Below are 16435 nucleotides of genomic sequence, written 5' to 3' on the forward strand. Positions count from 1 at the left end.
GTCTTCATTTGAAGAATGTGGATATGCTATTGCAACAGCTGTGCCAAAGCATCGAATGCGCCTAGGTGTATACGCTGTGGTTGGAATATTTGTATTCTTTATTCCATTCAGCGGAATACAATCGATCAGCCAAATTCAGTCCATTCCAGCTTCATGACCGTAGATTCCGACGACGACGCGCATCAGCGCAGCGCCATGCACCGCACCTTTCAGATTCTGCGCACCATGGCGGAGCAGCAGCACCAGGGTGTGCGTGTCACCTATCTGGCCAAGACGCTCGGGATGACCCCCGCCACGACGCACCGCCTGCTGCAAGGGCTGACGCAAGAGGGCATGGTCGAGCAGGATCAGCAGAACAAGCTGTACCGGCTGAGCCTGGATCTGTTTTGTCTGGCGGCCCAGGCAGGCGCGGTGAACGATCTGCGCTCGGTGGCCCGGCCGGCCCTGCTGCGCCTGAATGCCAGCCTGGGCGACACGGTGTTGCTGCTGGTGCGTTCGGGTTTTGATGCGGTGTGTCTCGACCGTGTGGAAGGCCAGTATCCGATTCGTACTTTCACGGGCGACGTGGGCGGCCGGATCGAACTGGGTGTCGGGCAGGGCGCGCTGGTCATCCTGGCGCATCTGCCGGAAGCGGAGCAGGAAGAGGTGCTGCGCTACAACCTGCCGCGCATCCGCCACTACAGCGTGTACGACGAGGTCTACCTGCGCTCTGAAGCCAGGAAGGCTCGCGAACGTGGCTACAGCGCCAAGACGGATGGGCTGCTGGAGGGCATGGCCGGCATTGCCGTGCCGGTGTTCGATCGCAATGGCAACGTGGTCGCCGCGCTCTCCGTCGGCACGCTCGCCAACCGCCTGAGTGCCGACCGCCTGCCCATCGTGTACGACATGCTGCTGCGCGAGGCCAACCGGCTGACCACGCAGATCAACCCGTTTGATCCGACGCTGCGCCGCCCCATGCAATCCATGGCGGTGAGCGATGCGTATCGCGCCATCTGAGCACTGAGTGCTGAGGCGGCGCTGCCAAAGCGGTGATCAATCAGGCCGGTCATGCGGCATCCACAACGGCCGTGCCGCGCAACGCGGCGCGCACCTGATCGATGGAGCGCTGCTGCGTCGCTTCATACAGCGCTATTTCGTCATGCACGCGTGCACCCAGCGCGGCCTCGAACGCCTGCTGCGCGGCGCGGGCTTGATACTGCTTTTGTTCCGCGCCACCCAGGTTGGATTGAAAGATGCCCGCCGCGCTCACTGGCAGAAAATCTTCATACGTGATGGGGTCGGCTTGCACCCAGCGCTTGGCCAGGAGTGCTTCCAACGAGGCATCGGCCGCTGTTGCCGTGTCGGCGTGTGCATGGCCCGATGCCGTGATGGTGTAGCGATAGAACGCCAGCCCTTGCGCACGCAGCGCCTCATGGGTGTCTGGAAAGGCGCGAAACGCCTGTGCCAGCCGATCTTCATAGTCGGGCGCGGCGCCGCCGGCATTGCCCATGCCGCGCACCTCAGCCAGTAGTTGGTCGTACAGCGCACGGCCCTTGCGGGTCAGGGCGACGCCGCGCTGCTCGATCTCGCCAAAGCGCGCAGTGTGGGCGCCTGCATCATCGGTAAAGTGCACGGCTTCCTGCAGTGCCTTGAAGCTGGTCTGGCGCAACAGGATGGGGCAGTTGCGGCGTGGGGGGCCTTCCACCACGTCCTTGGCGTCCATGCCGCGCGTGGGCATGGCGGCTTGCGCGGCGTCGATGTCCAGCGTGCGCGGCGTCAGATGGTTGATGTGCGGGCCGCGGAAGCACACCACATCTGCCACCAGACGGTGGGCAGCCTGCAGCGCGCGATACGTCTTGGCGTCGACCGTGGCAGTGCTGTGCCAGCGGAATGTCTCCAGCGCCTCGCGCACAAAGGCGTCGGCATCTGTATCGGCCAGGCCGCCGTCGGCCTCGCATTGGGCGATCAATGCCAGCACGCGCGGCGTGAATATCTGGCGGCGCGCCAGGATGGCGGCGGCATTGTCGCGCAGGGCAGCGTCGGCAATCAGCTCGAGCCGCAGCAGCGAGGTGAACACACGAAACGGATTGACCAGCAGCGCGGCATCGGCCACCGGGCGAAACGCCGTCGAGTGCACAGGCACGCCGGCCACCGACAGATCGTAGTAACCGACCGGTTGCATGCCCATGACGGCAAACAGCCGGCGCAGCGTGGCCAGCTCGGCCGCCGTGCCAACGCGGATGGCACCGTGGCGCTCCACATCCAGCCGCTCCAGTTCGCCCGACTGCGCCATCTGCGTGCGCAGCGCGGGTTGGGCGTCCAGCGTGCGTGCGTTGATGTCGGATACAAGCTCGACCAAGGTGCCGTACTGAGGCACCTCCTCGCGATACATGGCCGACATGGCCCGCGAAAAACGTGAGCGGATTTCGTCCGGATGGATGAAGTTGGAGGCCAAAGGTTGATGCGTCACGCGCATGACTGGATCGGGCTGGATGAGGGGTGGGGCAATGCTAGGGTGGCCAATACAAGCGGGTCAAACGATAATCCGGGCGTAGATCATTCCAGAATGGAATGACTTGATCGACCTCCGCACCGCACAATCCGCTCGGGCCCTCATGTTTCTGTCACGCCGCTTTCTGCCGCCAATGTCGCTGCTTTGCGCGTTCGAGGCGGCCGCACGCCACCAAAGCTTTACAGCCGCCGCCGCTGAGCTGCACCTGACGCAAAGCGCCGTCAGCCGCCAGATACGCGCGTTGGAAGATCGCCTGGGCGCCGAATTGTTCGTGCGCGAGCGCCAGACCGTGCACCTGAGCGCAGCGGGTCAGGCGTATGCGAAAGAAATTCGCTGCGCGCTGATGCGTATCTCCACCGCCACGGTGGGCTTTCGTGCCAATCCGCAGGGCGGCAGCTTGAATCTGGCCATCCTGCCGACCTTTGGCACCCGTTGGCTGGCACCGCGCCTGCCGGCGTTTTTTGACCACCACCCCGGTATCACCATCAACCTGACAACGCGGCTGTCGCAGTTCGACTTTCAACTGGAAGCGGTGGATGCAGCCATCCATTTCGGCATGCCGTACTGGCCGGGGGCGGAACTCGCCCTGCTGATGAGCGAAACCGTTGTCCCCGCCTGCAGCCCTGCGCTATTGGCCCGGTACGGCTTTGCCCAGCCGCGCGATCTGCTCAACGCGCCGCTGTTGCACCTGGCCTCGCGCCCCGATGCCTGGCCGCGCTGGCTGGCCAGCCATCAGGTGGCAGGGGCAGAGCCCCAAGGCATGTTGTTCGACCAGTTTGCCACCGCTGCGCAAGCTGCCGTTGCCGGCCTGGGCGTGGCATTGCTGCCGCGTTTTCTGATCTCCCACGAGCTACAGCAGGGCGACCTTGTGCGAGCGTTGCCGCATGTGCCCGAGATGGAAAGCGCCGAGCGCTACTACCTCGCCTGGCCAACCAGCCGCGCTGACTATCCGCCGCTGCAAGCCCTGCGGACATGGCTGGTGAAAGCAGCGCAGGATTTCATGCCAGCGCAGGCTGCCGAGTGAGACGCGGCGCGTTGGCAAAGGCGTAGAAACGCGAGGGTTCGGCACCAAACCAACGGTGGCAAACCAGTGCATGACGCGTCCACCGGGGTTCTGTAAAGTTCGCAGACCGAATCGGTTGGATCGGGTTAGCCGTGCTCAAAGCCCGATCGATGCAAAAACAAAGCTGACGTTATTTCTTGCGCTCATGTCCATCCAACACGCACTGCTGACATCCCTGCTGGAAAAGCCCTCCTCGGGCTACGAGCTTGCCCGCCGCTTTGACAAGTCGATGGGCTATTTCTGGAGCGCCACGCATCAGCAAATCTACCGTGAGCTTGGCCGCATGGCCGAAGCCGGCTGGGTGAGCGTGGAAGAAGAGGAAGACAGCCGCAAGAAGACCTACACCGTGCTGCCGCCGGGCCACGAAGAACTCGTGCGCTGGGTGCTGGAGCCGACCGTGTCGTCGGACAACCGTGAAGAGGTGCTGGTGAAGCTGCGCGCCGACGCGGTAATCGGCCCACTCGGTTTTGCCGACGAAATGCAGCGCCTGATTGATCAGCACCGCGCCCGCCTGAACACCTTCCGCGAGATCGAGCAGCGCGATTTTTCGCGGCCGGATCTCACGCGTGCGCAGCAGTTGCAGCACGCGGTGCTTCAACGCGGCATCGTCTACGAAGAAGGCTGGCTCGCGTGGGCAGACGATGTGCTGCCGTTGCTTGAGCCAGCCTCTGTGACTGCCTAGCCTGTTTGCGATCCTGATCCTGCTGCGCGCCGATCTTGGCCTTGCGATGCGCACCGTACACGTACGGCTACGCTTCTCAAGCCAACCTCGGGCCGCTCGCTACGGATCGTGAGCAGGCTCTCCAGGTTTGGTTAGACCGTCGCTTTGCTACCTGCCGGGGCGCGCAGTGCCTCGATGCTGTTCAGGCGACGGCGCGCCACTTCAAACTCTTCGGCAAAGCGCTTGACGAGTTCCGCCGCCGGCACCACGCGCTTGACTGCGCCCACGCCCTGGCCTGCGCCCCAGATGTCTTTCCATGCCTTGGCCTTGGCGCCGCCGCCCGAGCCGAAGTTCATCTTGCTCGGATCCGATTCGGGCAGCGCGTCCGGGTCCAGACCGGCGCCCTCGATGCTCTTGCGCAGGTAGTTGCCGTGCACGCCCGTGAACAGGTTCGTGTAGACGATGTCGCTGGCGCTGCTTTCCACGATGGCTTGCTTGTAGCCTTCGATCGCGTTGGCTTCTTCAGTGGCGATGAAGGCTGAGCCGACATAGGCCAGGTCGGCACCGGCTGCCAGCGCCGCCAGAATCGCATTGCCGTTGGCAATCGCGCCCGACAGCAGCAGCGGGCCATCAAACCACTCACGAATTTCGTGGATCAGCGCAAACGGCGAAGTCGTGCCCGCATGGCCGCCTGCACCTGCTGCCACGGCAATCAGGCCGTCCGCGCCTTTCTCGATCGCCTTTTTGGCAAATTTGTTGTTGATCACGTCGTGCAACACGATACCGCCATAGCTGTGCACCGCCTGGTTCACGTCTTCGCGTGCGCCCAGCGAGGTGATCACGATGGGCACCTTGTACTTCACGCACAGCGCCAGGTCGTGCTCCAGGCGGTCGTTCGACTTGTGCACGATCTGGTTGACGGCAAACGGCGCCGAGGGCTTGTCCGGGTGTTGCGCATCGTACTCGGCCAACTCAGTGGTGATGCGCTGCAGCCACGTTTCCAGCAGCTCAGCCGGGCGCGCATTGAGCGCCGGGAACGAGCCGACCACGCCCGCCTTGCACTGCGCGATTACGAGGTCAGGGTTGGAAATGATGAACAGCGGCGAGCCCACCACGGGCACGGACAGGCGGTTTTGCAGGATCGGCGGCAGCGACATGGCAGTCTCCGTTGGAATCGGTATGGGGTGAGGGTAAGGGTGTGCGCCGGGTTTCAGGCTTCGGCCTTGAGCAGCGCGAGCTTGTCAGCCAGCTTGGCACCCATGGCGGCGCCGAGTGCCTGCAGGCCGGTGGCCGGGCGGACCATGACTTCAAATTCGACGATCTTGCCGTCGGCGTTGAAGCGGATCATGTCGATGCCTTTGAGCGCTTTGCCGCTCACGTTGGCGCTGAATTCGAGCACCACGCTCGCGCCGTCGTCGGTGGCGAAGCTGCGCTGGTATTTGAAGTCTTCAAAGACGGTGTTGACGGTGCGCAGCACCAGCGTGGTGGCTGTGCGGCCCGGATACGGCGTGTGCGCCACGGGCGAACGGAAGACCACGTCATCGGCGAACAGCCCGTCAAGATCGTCCATGTTGCCGCTCTCGAGCATGACGTGCCAGGCGTCGAGCGTGGCTTGCGCGGGGGCGTTCAAAGTAGAAGGGATCGGTTGCGGCATGCTGGCTCCTGAGCAGAAAGTGCAACGGATTGCACCAACGTGGGAGCAACATAGCACAGCCGACTTTCTCTATGCAACAAGTTGCATAGTGGTGTGATTCCACCTCACTTGTTTCAGCCGACAGCGTGTTCGGGGTGCTGTGCACGTACCACGATGACGGTGCGGTGCGACAGCCGAACGGTACGCTCTGCCACGCTGCCCAGCAGGATGCGCGCGAGCCCATGCTTGCCTTGCGAGCCAACCACGATGGTGTCGGCCTGCCAGCGCACGGCCTCGTGCTCCAGCGCGCTGCCGATGTCGTCGTCAGTGGCACTGAGCATGAGCACGCCGGTTTCAATGGCGATGCTGTCGGCTTCCAGCGTGCGGTGCAGTTCGGCCAGGGAGTGGTCGGCGGTCTGGCGTTCTGCGTCGCGCAGTTTGTCGACGCTGTAGATCTCGCGCGTCTCAGGCATGCGTGGGCTGCCGATGGCCCAGACTACGCGCATCTGGCCACCGAATGCCTTGGCAAGAGCTGCCGCGTGTTCCACGGCGAGCTGGGCTTCGTGGCTGCCGTCAAAGCCGGCAAGGATGCGTTGATACATGGTGCGCTCCGGGCGTTGAAATGCGCTCACTCTAACAGCCCGGCTTGCTGCTGCCATGCGTCACATCAAGCCTCGTTGTTAGCGTGCACGGGATGAGCCAGCAACATGTCCAGCAGCCCTTGCGCCGCCACAGACAGGCTGCGCCCGTCGCGCCGGATCACATACAACGTGCGCACGAGCCCTGGCAGCGGGAGCGGCCGCACCACCAGGTCGGCCAGGCGGAACTGGAACAGCGCCAGCGCCGGGATCACGGTGATGCCCAGGTTGGCTGCCACCAGCGCCGCCGCTGTGGCCAGGTGTTCGACTTCCATGCCGCTGCGCAGCTTGGTCGGGTGCAGCGCCGCATCGAGGTACTGCCGGATGCTCGTGTTGCGCGTGAGGTGGATGAACGGCGCGTCGACCAAATCGCCCACGGCAAGCACGCGCTTGCGTGCGAGCGGGTGATCCTGATGACAGACGAGGTGGAAGTCGTCCATACAAAACGGCTGCGCGCAGAGGCCGGCCATGTCGGCGCCCACGGCCGCGATGGCGAAGTCCGCCGCGCCGCGCCGGACCATATCGATGCACGGGTCCGACAGTTGATCATGCAGCGCCAACTGAATGCCCGGATGCCGCGCTGCAAACGCCGCCAGCACGCCCGGCAGAATGCCCGCCGCAATGGACGGCAGCGCCGCGACTGTCACGCGCCCAGTGCGGGTAGCGGCACGATCGCGCAACTCGGCAAAAGTGGCCTCGAAATCGGCCAGCAGACGCAGGGCGGATTCGGCAAACGCTTCGCCCTCGGGCGTCAATTCAACATGGCGTGTGTTGCGGTCGAACAGGCGCACGCCGGCATCGGCCTCCAGGTTCTGGATCAGCGCGCTGAAAGCCGATTGCGACAAGTGGCACGTCTGTGCCGCCTGCGTGAAGTTCTTGTGCTCGCGCAGCGCGGCAAAGGCACGAAGTTGCTTGACGGAGAGGTTCATGGGCATGCCGGCGAGTAGGTCGTCAGCTTATCCCGGAACCGGCGCGGGAATCTCCAAGGTGAGCAGTGCGCTCGACAGCGACTTGCCGTGCGCATCCAACGCCAGCGAGCGCGTGACGCCACCGGCCAGCGCGCCGTGCAGCACGAAGTTGAGCGCGCCCAGTTGCGGCAGCACGTAGCGTTCAACATCACCGTGGACGAGCCCCGCGAAATGCGCGCGCACGCGCTCGGCTGTGACGTGCTGCTCCAGCACGGCAAAGTCTTCAACGCGATGGGCGATGACGGACAGGCACGAGATGTCGCCCTTGTCGCCGGCGCGGGTGTGGGCGATGTCGCGAAGCAGTCGGCTCATGTCAGCTCTCCAGAATGTGCACGGCGTGCGGGGCCAGTTCAGCAGGGATCAGCGTCGATGCCACGGCGATGACCTCGCGCGCGCTCTTGGTCGCGCCGCCGCCGCCGGACGGGCCGCAGGTCAGCAGCGTCTCCACCTCATTGCCGATATGCACGGCCTCGGCCATCGATTCGGTGCGCGCGGCCACACGCACGCGCACTTCGTAGGGTTCGGCATCGGTGCGGGAGAGGGCGGGGCCGTGCAGCGCATCCACGCCAATCAGCTCGAAGCGTGTCTCCGTCATCTGCACACCCGTGAGCGCCAGCCGCTCGCGCACGATGTCGAGCGCCAACTTGCCGCGGGCCACGGCGTTAGGACCGGCATAGCTGATCTGGCCCTCGCCGATGTAGCTGTCGAGATAGCCGATGGAGACCTTCAACTGACCGGTGCGCGGTGTGCCCGTTGCGCCTTCGATGACGACGCGGTCTTTGCCATCGGTGCGCATGTGCACGTTGGAAAAATCGGCCACGACGTCGGGCGTGAGATAGCGCGCCGGATCGTGGATTTCGTAAAGCAACTGCTCCTTGCACGTAGCCTCGGTGACGATGCCGCCAGCCGTTGCGACCTTGGTGATGAGCACGGAGCCATCTTCACCCACCTCCCCGATGGGGAAGCCCAGGCGCGCGAGGTTGGGCACATTTTTTACGCCCGGATCGGCAAAGTAGCCGCCGGTAATTTGTCCTGCACATTCGAGCAGGTGCCCGGCCAGCGTGCCGCAGCCGAGGCGGTGCCAATCATCCATACGCCAGCCGAAGGCGTGGATCAGTGGCCCGAGCGCCAGCGCCGGATCGGCCACACGCCCGGTGATGATCACGTCTGCGTCCTGCGCCAATGCATCGACGATGCCCTGCGCGCCGAGGTACGCATTGGCCGACACGATGCTCGCACCGAGTGAGGCGACTGGCGCGCCGTCATCCATCAGCGTGAAGTCGTGGCCGCGTGCCTGCAGCAGGCTGAACACATCGTCGCCGGTGACTGCCGCTACGCGCAGCTTGAGGCCGAGTTCGCGTGCAATGTCGCGCGTGCGTTCGGCAGCCGCTTGCGGGTTGGCCGCGCCCATGTTGGTGATGATGCGGATGCCGCGCGCGGCACACGCCGGTAACACCGTCCGCATGCGCGCTTCAAGCAGCGGATCGTAGCCGTGCGACGGGTTTTTGCGGCGCACCTGCTGCGCGAGCGCGATGGTGCGTTCGGCCAGACATTCAAACATCAGCACGTCGATATCGCCGTGCTCTGCGAGTTCGAGCGCTGGTTCGATGCGGTCGCCCGAATAACCGGCGCCGCCGCCGATGCGTAGTTTCTTCATGCCATCACCACGGAAGCACGCCCAGCACCGCGGCCACTGCGGTCATCAGCAGCGAAGCGCCAAACAGGAAGGGGATCGAGAATTTCTGGTGGTCCGCCAGTTCAATGCCGCACAGGCCGACCACGAGGAAGGTCGCGGGTGTGAGCGGGCTGACCGGAAAACCTGTGGTCATCTGGCCAAGCACGGCAGCCTGCGCCACATGCACGGGGGCCACGCCCAGCATCTTCGACGCTTCGGCCACCACCGGCAGCACACCAAAGTAGAACGAGTCCGGATCGAACAGCAGCGACAGCGGCATCGACAGCACACCCAACACCACTGGAATGTGGTGCGCCATGCCGGGCGGGATGAAATCCACCGCCGTCTTCGCCATCGCCGTGAGCATGCCGGACTTGCTCATGATGCCGGTGAAGACGCCCGCAGCCAGCAGGATGCTCGCCATCATCAGCGCGGCCTTGGCGTGGGCGTCCACACGCTGACGTTGCTGATCCACATTCGGGTAATTGATGAGCAGCGCAGCCACGACGCCCAGCATGAACATCACGACCGGGTCGACCTTGCCGCTCACCATCACGCCCATCACGACGACAGTGAGAATCAGGTTGATCCAGAAATTGCGCGGGCGGCGCATCGCCTGTTCGGCCTCCGTCAGCGGGCGCGCGATGACCTGCGCGCCGCCAGCGTGGTTGGCAAGGCCCAGGCGCTTTTCTTCGCGCTTGCCCAGCAGCCATGCGCACGCGAACACGAAGACGAGTCCCGCAATCTGCACCGGGATCAACGGGTTGAAGATGTCCGTCACCGGCATGTGCAGTGATGCGGATGCGCGGATCATCGGCCCCGTCCACGGCAGGAAGTTGACGCCGCACGCCATCGACGTCACGCACGCCAGAATGCGGCGGTCCATGCCGAGCCGGTCGTACAACGGCAGCATGGCAGGAATGGTGATGAGGAACGCCACCGCGCCCGAGCCATCCAGGTGAATCAGCAGCGCCAGCAGCGCCGAGCCCACCACGATGCGCGGCGGCCGGCTGCCCACGGTGCGCAGGATGCGATCGATGATCGGGTCCAGCATGCCGGCATCGGTGACGATGCCGAAGTACAGAATGGCGAAGATAAACATCCCTGCCACGGGCGCAACGTCTTTGATGCCGCCGATGATGAACTTGCTGGTATTGAGCCCGAAGCCGCCAACAAGTGCGGCGATGACGGGAATGGCGATGAGCGCGACCAGTGGCGACATGCGCTTCGTCAGAATAGCGACAAGCAACGCGACGATGGTCAGCAGCCCGAGCAGTGCGAGCATGGTCTCCTCCGAGTTTTATTCGATTCGGAACCCCTGTTGCCGGGGTTGTTTGGCGACTGTATGAGCTGGTGATCTGCCTGTGAAACAGAATATTTGGATTGATTATGCTGATTTGTCGATGAGTGATGCCGGTGCCGCTTGTCAAATCCCGGCAGAATGTCTCGGATTTCCAAAGAACCAATCCCCGGAGATGCCGTGAGCGCTACCCCGACCGTCCTGATCCTGCCCGGCTGGCAGAACTCCGGCCCCGATCACTGGCAATCGCGCTGGGAGCGCCTGCACGGCGATCGCCGTGTCGAACAGCGCGACTGGTTGACGCCCAAACGTGCGGACTGGGTGGCCGCGCTTGAAACCGAAGTCAGCGCCGCCCCCGGCGACGTCGTGCTGGTGGCGCACAGCCTGGGTTGCGCGCTGACGGCGCATTGGGCCGCCGCTTCGGCCCGTGCCGTGCGCGTGCGCGGCGCCTTGCTGGTTGCACCACCGCAGCTCGATCGCGCCGACATGCCGCCGGAACTGGCCGGCTTTCGTCCGATACCACAGCAGCGGCTGCCGTTTCCCGCCGTGCTGGTCTTCAGCACCAACGATCCATTCAGCAATGCCGCCTGGAGCCACGGTCAGGCTCAAGCGTGGGGCGCCGAGCCGGTCGATATGGGCGCACGCGGCCATATCAATGCCGAGTCGGGGTTGAGCGACTGGCCGGAAGCCCGCGCCATCGTTACCAAGTGGACGAAAGACCTCATCTGAGGCGTGGGCTTGACCCTGAAGCTTCTTTAGGGTTTTGAATGGCGGCATGAAACCCGATCTCGCCTCCACCCTACCTGTCCAAGACCACGCCGCAAAACCAGAAGCCACCGGCTGCGGCGGTTGCTGCGGTCATGAGCACCCGGTCGCAAGGGACACCTCCCATCACGCCGACGATCATGGCCATGCGCACGAAGCCGCTGCACCGGTGGATGCTGCCGCGCGCGCCGCAGCCACGGGCCGCACCGTCGTGCGCATCGAGCAGATGGATTGCCCGACAGAGGAGCGCATGATCCGCGCCAGGCTGGGCAGCGCGGATGGCGTGGTCGCGCTGGATTTCAACCTGCTGGAGCGCCACCTCACCATCCACCACACCGTTGATGATGTGACGCCGTTCCTGGAGGCGTTGCGCGCCATCGGCATGGATGGCGAGGTGCTCGAACAGCGCGATCGGCTGGCCGCCGCAACTGCGGAGCCCGCCCGTATTTCACGCCGTACGTGGTTGCTGGGCGTTGGCGGGTTGACCGCATTCAGCGCCGAGACCGTCGCCTGGTCACTCGGCGATCATGCCTGGCCGGTGCTGGCCCTGGCGCTCGCATCCATTGCGTTGGCCGGCGGCCCGACGCTGCGCAAGGGCTGGATTGCCGTGCGTGCAGTCACATTCAACATCAACTTCCTGATGGCGGTGGCCGTGATCGGCGCGCTGCTGATCGGCAAATGGGCCGAAGCGGCCGTGGTGATCTTCCTGTTTGCCGTGGCGGAAGCCATCGAGGCGCGCGCGCTGGTGCGTGCCCGCGATGCCGTGCGCGCGCTCACCGCAATTGCTCCCGACACCGCCGAGCTGGCTGACGGCGCGGGCGGTTGGCGCGATGTGGCCGTCGACACCGTTGCAGTCGGCGCGCGCCTGCGTGTGCGCACCGGCAGCCGCGTGCCCGTCGACGCCCGTATCGTGAGCGGCCGCGCCGCGCTGGATGAATCGCCCGTCACCGGCGAAAGCCTGCCGGTGGAAAAAGCCATTGGGGACACCATCCTCGCCGGCACCATCGTCACCGACGGCGTGGTCGAGGCGCAAGCCGTGGCGTTGGCTGCGGACAGCACGCTCGCGCGCATCGCGGGGGCCATCCAGGAAGCGCAATCGCAGCGCGCACCCACACAGCGCTTCGTCGACAAGTTTTCGTCCATTTACACGCCCGCAATGATGTTGCTGGCGCTGGCGGTGGCCGTCATCGGCCCGTTGGTCACGGCCGACGGCTGGCTCGCATGGACGTATCGTGCGCTGGTGCTGCTGGTGATTGCCTGCCCGTGCGCGCTGGTGATCTCCACCCCGGTGACGGTGGTGAGTGGCCTGGCCGCCGCCGCGCGTCGCGGCATTGTGGTCAAGGGCGGCGTTTATCTGGAAAGCGGCCGGCGCCTGCGCGCACTGGCGCTGGACAAGACTGGCACGCTGACCGCCGGTCGCCCGGTACTTGATACGGTGATGTTGCCCGAAGGCGCGCGCCGCGCCGTGGCGGAATTGAAGGCGACGGCCGACGCCGCTCACCTGAATGCCCTGGCCGTGGCGGCTGCGCTTGATGCCAACACCACGCACCCGATTGCCGTGGCCATTGTGCAGGCGGCTGCCGCGCATGGCGTGGTGGATGCAGGCTCGGTTGAAGATCTGTCCGTGCTGCCCGGTCGCGGCGTGGCCGGCACGCTCAGCGGCGTGCGCTGGCACCTGGGCAACGCGGCGCTCGTTGCTGATCGCGGCTTCGACACGTCGGTCTGGCGTGCCGCAACTGAATCATTGCAAGCGGAGGGCATGTCTGCCGTCACGCTATGCGATGCGAACGGCGCTGTGGCGCTCTTCGGCGTGCGCGACCGCGAGCGCCCGGAAAGCGCCGAGGCCATCGCCGCATTGCGCGCGCTGGATGTCACGCCCGTCATGCTCACCGGCGACGACCGCCGGGCTGCACAGGCCATCGCCAAGACGGTCGGCATTGACAACGTACACGCCGAGCAGCTTCCCGCCGACAAGCAACGCGTCGTAGGCGAGCTCGCCACGCAGCATGGCTTTGTCGGCATGGTCGGCGATGGCATCAACGACGCTCCGGCACTGGCGCGCGCCGATATCGGTTTTGCCATGGGGGCGGCAGGCACCGCCACCGCACTGGAAGCCGCAGACGTGGCCATCATGGACGATGATCCGCGCAAGCTCGCCAGCTTTATCCGCATCAGCCGTTGCACGGTGGCCGTGCTGCGTCAGAACATCGTGCTGGCGCTGGGCATCAAGGCAGTGTTCCTCGCACTGGCCGTGATGGGCGATGCAACGCTGTGGATGGCGATCTTCGCCGATGTGGGCGCGAGCCTGCTGGTGGTGTTCAACGGCTTGCGCGTGATGCGCGCGCGCGTCTGATTGTTGGTCTGATTGCCGGCGCGCGTGCGGGGCAACGCGATCAACGCAAGCCGGCAATGCGTGCGTCCCTTGTGACGTGCCGCGCAGATGAAAAGTGGACTAGCGATGCACGCCGCGAACATGCCGATGCGCATGTTCGCCTTCGCCATGGTCATGGCTGTGGCCGTGATGGCCGGTGGCAACGGGCTCTTCATGCAGCGATTGCAGCACGCCGCATTCAGCCACCGAAGCGGCGGTCGTGCAGCGTTGCCCGATCGCTTCGATCTGGCCTTTGAGGTCGGTCAGCTCCGCAATGCGCGCTTCAACGTGGCGCAGGTGTTCGTCCAGCAAGTTGTTGATCTCTTCGCACGAAGCCTGCGGGTTGGCCTGCAGTTCTAGCAACCGGCGGATTTCCGTGTGTGCCATGTCGAGCGACCGGCACTTCGCAATGAAGGCCAGTTGCTCGACATGCTCCGGCGTATAGACGCGGTAGTTGTTGGCGGCGCGCGCAGGCGGGGGCAGCAGACCCTGCGCTTCATAGAAGCGGATGGTCTCGATGCTGATGCCCGTGCGCTGGGCGAGTTCGCCAATTTTCATACGCGTTGAAAAGAGAAATCAGAAGACAGTGGGCTCAGCGGTGACAGCCTCGACGCCCGCGACTTTCAGGCAGGCGTCCACGCAGGCGCGGCAGGCGGTTGCGCAGGCACTGCAATGGCCTTGGCCGTGATGTTCGCATTCTTCCGCACACTGGTTGCAGATTTCGGCACAGTCTTCCAGCAACAGCTCCACGAATTCGCTGTTGCGTTCCAGGAATTTGCGCGTCAGGCCGCAATATTCCGCGCAATCCGTACACACGCTGATGCAGCGCGCCATGGCTTCTGCGTGGCCGTTCTTGCCGGATTCCGTCGCGCAATGCGTGCAAGCTGCCTCGCACGCCTGCAGTGCCTGGATCACACTGGCAAAACGCTTGGCGTTCTCTTTCGCGGTCGGACGAGTGGTCATGTCGGTTCTCCTGTGGCAGTGGATGTGCACGCGGGCGCGCTTTGGAAGGGATGGGCCCGCGCATCGCATGGGCCGCATCTCCTCCAATTTAGCAACTAGCGCTCCACTGTGTGAGGCTGACTTGCGCGTTACACCGCGTGCGCCTCGCTCTTGCCGCTACGCAGCATGCCGTTGCCCGCACGTGCGATCAGGCGGTTCACGCCGCCCACCACCGCGCGGATCGACGCCGTCGTCAGGTTGGCGTCCACGCCCACGCCGAACACACTGCCCGCCACGCCTGGCGCGGCCACCTCTGCAAACGCGATGGCATCGGCGTTGGCGCCCTGGCCCAACGCGCGCTCCTCGTAATGATGGATCGACACGGGCGCCGTCAGCACGTGCGACAGCGCATGCACCAGTGCATCCAGCGGCCCGTTGCCGGCGCCCTCGCAAATGTGCTCGTGGTCGGCAATGTTGACCACCAGACGGATGTGTTGGCTGCCGTCGTCACGCTCGGTCAGGCGGTGCGACACATAGCCGATGGGGCCATCGCCGCGCAGATACGTTTGCTGGAACAGTGCCCAGATGTCAGCGCCGGTGGCTTCTCGGCCGCTTTCATCGGTCAGTTGCTGCACGGTGCTGCTGAACTCCACTTGCAGGCGGCGCGGCATCGCAACGCCGTAGCCCGACTCCAGCAGATACGCGATACCGCCCTTGCCCGACTGGCTGTTCACACGAATGATCGAGTCGTACGTGCGGCCCACGTCGGCAGGGTCAATTGGCAGGTAGGGCATTTCCCACAGCGCATCCGGCTTCTGTACCGCAAAGCCCTTCTTGATTGCATCCTGGTGCGAGCCCGAGAACGCCGTGAATACCAGATCGCCCACATACGGATGGCGCGGGTGCACCGGCAGTTGCGTACAGTCTTCGCACGTACGCGCCACGTCATTGATGTGCGAGAAATCGAGTTCCGGATCAACGCCCTGCGAGTACAGGTTCAGCGCCAGCGTGACAAGATCCACGTTGCCGGTGCGCTCGCCGTTGCCGAACAGGCAGCCTTCCACACGGTCGGCGCCAGCCATCACGGCAAGCTCGGCTGCTGCCACGGCAGTACCACGGTCATTGTGCGGGTGCACGGAGAGGATGATTGAATCGCGGCGTGCCAGGTTGCGGTGCATCCACTCGATCTGGTCGGCGTAGATGTTGGGCGTGGCCATCTCCACAGTGGCCGGCAGGTTGAAGATGATCTTGTGCTCGGGCGTCGGCTCCCAGACCTCCGTCACCGCGTTACAAACTTCGAGCGCGAAATCCAGCTCGGTGCCGCTGAAGACTTCGGGGCTGTATTGATACGTCCACTGTGTCTCGGGCATCGTCTGCGCAATCTCGCGGATCAGCTTGGCGCTTTGCACGGCAATGCGCTTGACGCCTTCGCGGTCGGTGTTGAACACCGTGCGGCGGAATACCGGCGCAGTTGCGTTGTAGACGTGGATGATGGCCTTCTTGGCACCACGCAGCGATTCCATCGTGCGGCGAATCAGGTCTTCGCGCGCCTGCGTGAGCACTTCGATGGTCACGCCGTCGGGGATGTGGCCACCCTCGATCAACTCGCGAACAAAATCAAAATCGGTTTGGGAGGCGGCAGGGAAAGCGGCTTCGATTTCCTTGAAGCCGATCTGCACGAGCATCTTGAACATGCGCATCTTGCGTTCGGCGTTCATGGGCTCGAACAGGGCCTGGTTGCCATCGCGCAGGTCCGTGCTCATCCAGATCGGGGCGCGGGTGATGGTCTTGCAGGGCCAGGTGCGCTCGGCCAGGGCGATGGCGGGGAAGGGGCGGTACTTGGTGGCGGGGTTTTTCAACATGGTGTGTGCGTCCTGTGAGATCGAGATCGGTGTGTTACGTCGGGGACAGCCGCATGCGCGGCGTCC

Annotated in this window: 16 protein-coding genes; 5 read left to right on the forward strand and 11 right to left on the reverse strand. The window is 64.5% G+C overall.

Annotated features, from left to right (window positions below):
* The first annotated feature begins 153 nt into the window (after positions 1 to 153).
* Positions 154 to 996: an IclR family transcriptional regulator gene (locus PSUB009319_RS17320; RefSeq protein WP_124383433.1), complete on the forward strand. Its 843-nt coding sequence runs from the start codon at positions 154 to 156 to the stop codon at positions 994 to 996.
* Positions 997 to 1045: 49 nt separating this feature from the next.
* Here PSUB009319_RS17320 and PSUB009319_RS17325 read toward each other — a convergent pair whose 3' ends face one another.
* Complete coding sequence (locus PSUB009319_RS17325) at positions 1046 to 2455, reverse strand: VOC family protein (RefSeq protein ID WP_124383434.1); 1410 nt, start codon at positions 2453 to 2455, stop codon at positions 1046 to 1048.
* Between the two features lie 139 nt (positions 2456 to 2594).
* Between PSUB009319_RS17325 and PSUB009319_RS17330 the strand changes: the two genes are divergently transcribed.
* Both PSUB009319_RS17330 and PSUB009319_RS17335 read left to right on the forward strand, forming a co-directional pair.
* Positions 2595 to 3515, forward strand: a complete 921-nt coding sequence (locus PSUB009319_RS17330; RefSeq protein ID WP_124383435.1) for a LysR family transcriptional regulator — start codon at positions 2595 to 2597, stop codon at positions 3513 to 3515.
* A 184-nt stretch (positions 3516 to 3699) separates the two neighbouring features.
* On the forward strand, positions 3700 to 4236 hold the full coding sequence (locus tag PSUB009319_RS17335; RefSeq protein ID WP_124383436.1) for a PadR family transcriptional regulator: 537 nt from the start codon (positions 3700 to 3702) through the stop codon (positions 4234 to 4236).
* 131 nt (positions 4237 to 4367) lie between these two features.
* Here PSUB009319_RS17335 and PSUB009319_RS17340 read toward each other — a convergent pair whose 3' ends face one another.
* The 7 genes from PSUB009319_RS17340 to PSUB009319_RS17370 form a co-directional block, all read right to left on the reverse strand.
* A complete protein-coding gene (locus tag PSUB009319_RS17340) occupies positions 4368 to 5372 on the reverse strand; it encodes a nitronate monooxygenase family protein (RefSeq protein WP_124383437.1) in 1005 nt (334 codons plus the stop codon).
* Positions 5373 to 5425: 53 nt separating this feature from the next.
* The gene (locus tag PSUB009319_RS17345; RefSeq protein WP_124383438.1) at positions 5426 to 5869 is read right to left on the reverse strand and encodes a nuclear transport factor 2 family protein; all 444 of its coding nucleotides are present in this window, start codon (positions 5867 to 5869) and stop codon (positions 5426 to 5428) included.
* Positions 5870 to 5982: 113 nt separating this feature from the next.
* The gene (locus PSUB009319_RS17350) at positions 5983 to 6450 is read right to left on the reverse strand and encodes a universal stress protein (protein ID WP_124383439.1); all 468 of its coding nucleotides are present in this window, start codon (positions 6448 to 6450) and stop codon (positions 5983 to 5985) included.
* A gap of 65 nt (positions 6451 to 6515) precedes the next feature.
* A complete protein-coding gene (locus PSUB009319_RS17355) occupies positions 6516 to 7415 on the reverse strand; it encodes a LysR family transcriptional regulator (protein WP_124383440.1) in 900 nt (299 codons plus the stop codon).
* Positions 7416 to 7442: 27 nt separating this feature from the next.
* Positions 7443 to 7766 carry a hypothetical protein gene (locus tag PSUB009319_RS17360; RefSeq protein ID WP_124383441.1) on the reverse strand — a complete coding sequence of 108 codons (324 nt, stop codon included), beginning with the start codon at positions 7764 to 7766 and terminating at the stop codon, positions 7443 to 7445.
* A 1-nt stretch (position 7767) separates the two neighbouring features.
* Positions 7768 to 9111: an acyclic terpene utilization AtuA family protein gene (locus PSUB009319_RS17365; protein WP_124383442.1), complete on the reverse strand. Its 1344-nt coding sequence runs from the start codon at positions 9109 to 9111 to the stop codon at positions 7768 to 7770.
* A 4-nt stretch (positions 9112 to 9115) separates the two neighbouring features.
* Positions 9116 to 10414, reverse strand: coding sequence for a CitMHS family transporter (locus tag PSUB009319_RS17370; protein WP_124383443.1), 1299 nt, complete (start codon positions 10412 to 10414; stop codon positions 9116 to 9118).
* Between the two features lie 195 nt (positions 10415 to 10609).
* Here PSUB009319_RS17370 and PSUB009319_RS17375 point away from each other — a divergent pair, with 195 nt between their 5' ends.
* A complete protein-coding gene (locus tag PSUB009319_RS17375) occupies positions 10610 to 11158 on the forward strand; it encodes an alpha/beta hydrolase (RefSeq protein WP_124383444.1) in 549 nt (182 codons plus the stop codon).
* Positions 11159 to 11204: 46 nt separating this feature from the next.
* Positions 11205 to 13547 carry a cation-translocating P-type ATPase gene (locus tag PSUB009319_RS17380; protein ID WP_124383445.1) on the forward strand — a complete coding sequence of 781 codons (2343 nt, stop codon included), beginning with the start codon at positions 11205 to 11207 and terminating at the stop codon, positions 13545 to 13547.
* A 99-nt stretch (positions 13548 to 13646) separates the two neighbouring features.
* Here PSUB009319_RS17380 and cadR read toward each other — a convergent pair whose 3' ends face one another.
* From cadR to leuA, 3 genes are all read right to left on the reverse strand, one after another.
* Positions 13647 to 14123: a Cd(II)/Pb(II)-responsive transcriptional regulator gene (gene cadR, locus PSUB009319_RS17385; protein WP_124383446.1), complete on the reverse strand. Its 477-nt coding sequence runs from the start codon at positions 14121 to 14123 to the stop codon at positions 13647 to 13649.
* An 18-nt stretch (positions 14124 to 14141) separates the two neighbouring features.
* Positions 14142 to 14528: a four-helix bundle copper-binding protein gene (locus tag PSUB009319_RS17390; RefSeq protein ID WP_124383447.1), complete on the reverse strand. Its 387-nt coding sequence runs from the start codon at positions 14526 to 14528 to the stop codon at positions 14142 to 14144.
* A gap of 128 nt (positions 14529 to 14656) precedes the next feature.
* A complete protein-coding gene (gene leuA / locus PSUB009319_RS17395) occupies positions 14657 to 16369 on the reverse strand; it encodes a 2-isopropylmalate synthase (protein ID WP_124383448.1) in 1713 nt (570 codons plus the stop codon).
* Between the last annotated feature and the right edge of the window lie 66 nt (positions 16370 to 16435).

It is taken from the genome of Ralstonia sp. SET104 (assembly GCF_003851545.1).
Taxonomy (GTDB): domain Bacteria; phylum Pseudomonadota; class Gammaproteobacteria; order Burkholderiales; family Burkholderiaceae; genus Ralstonia.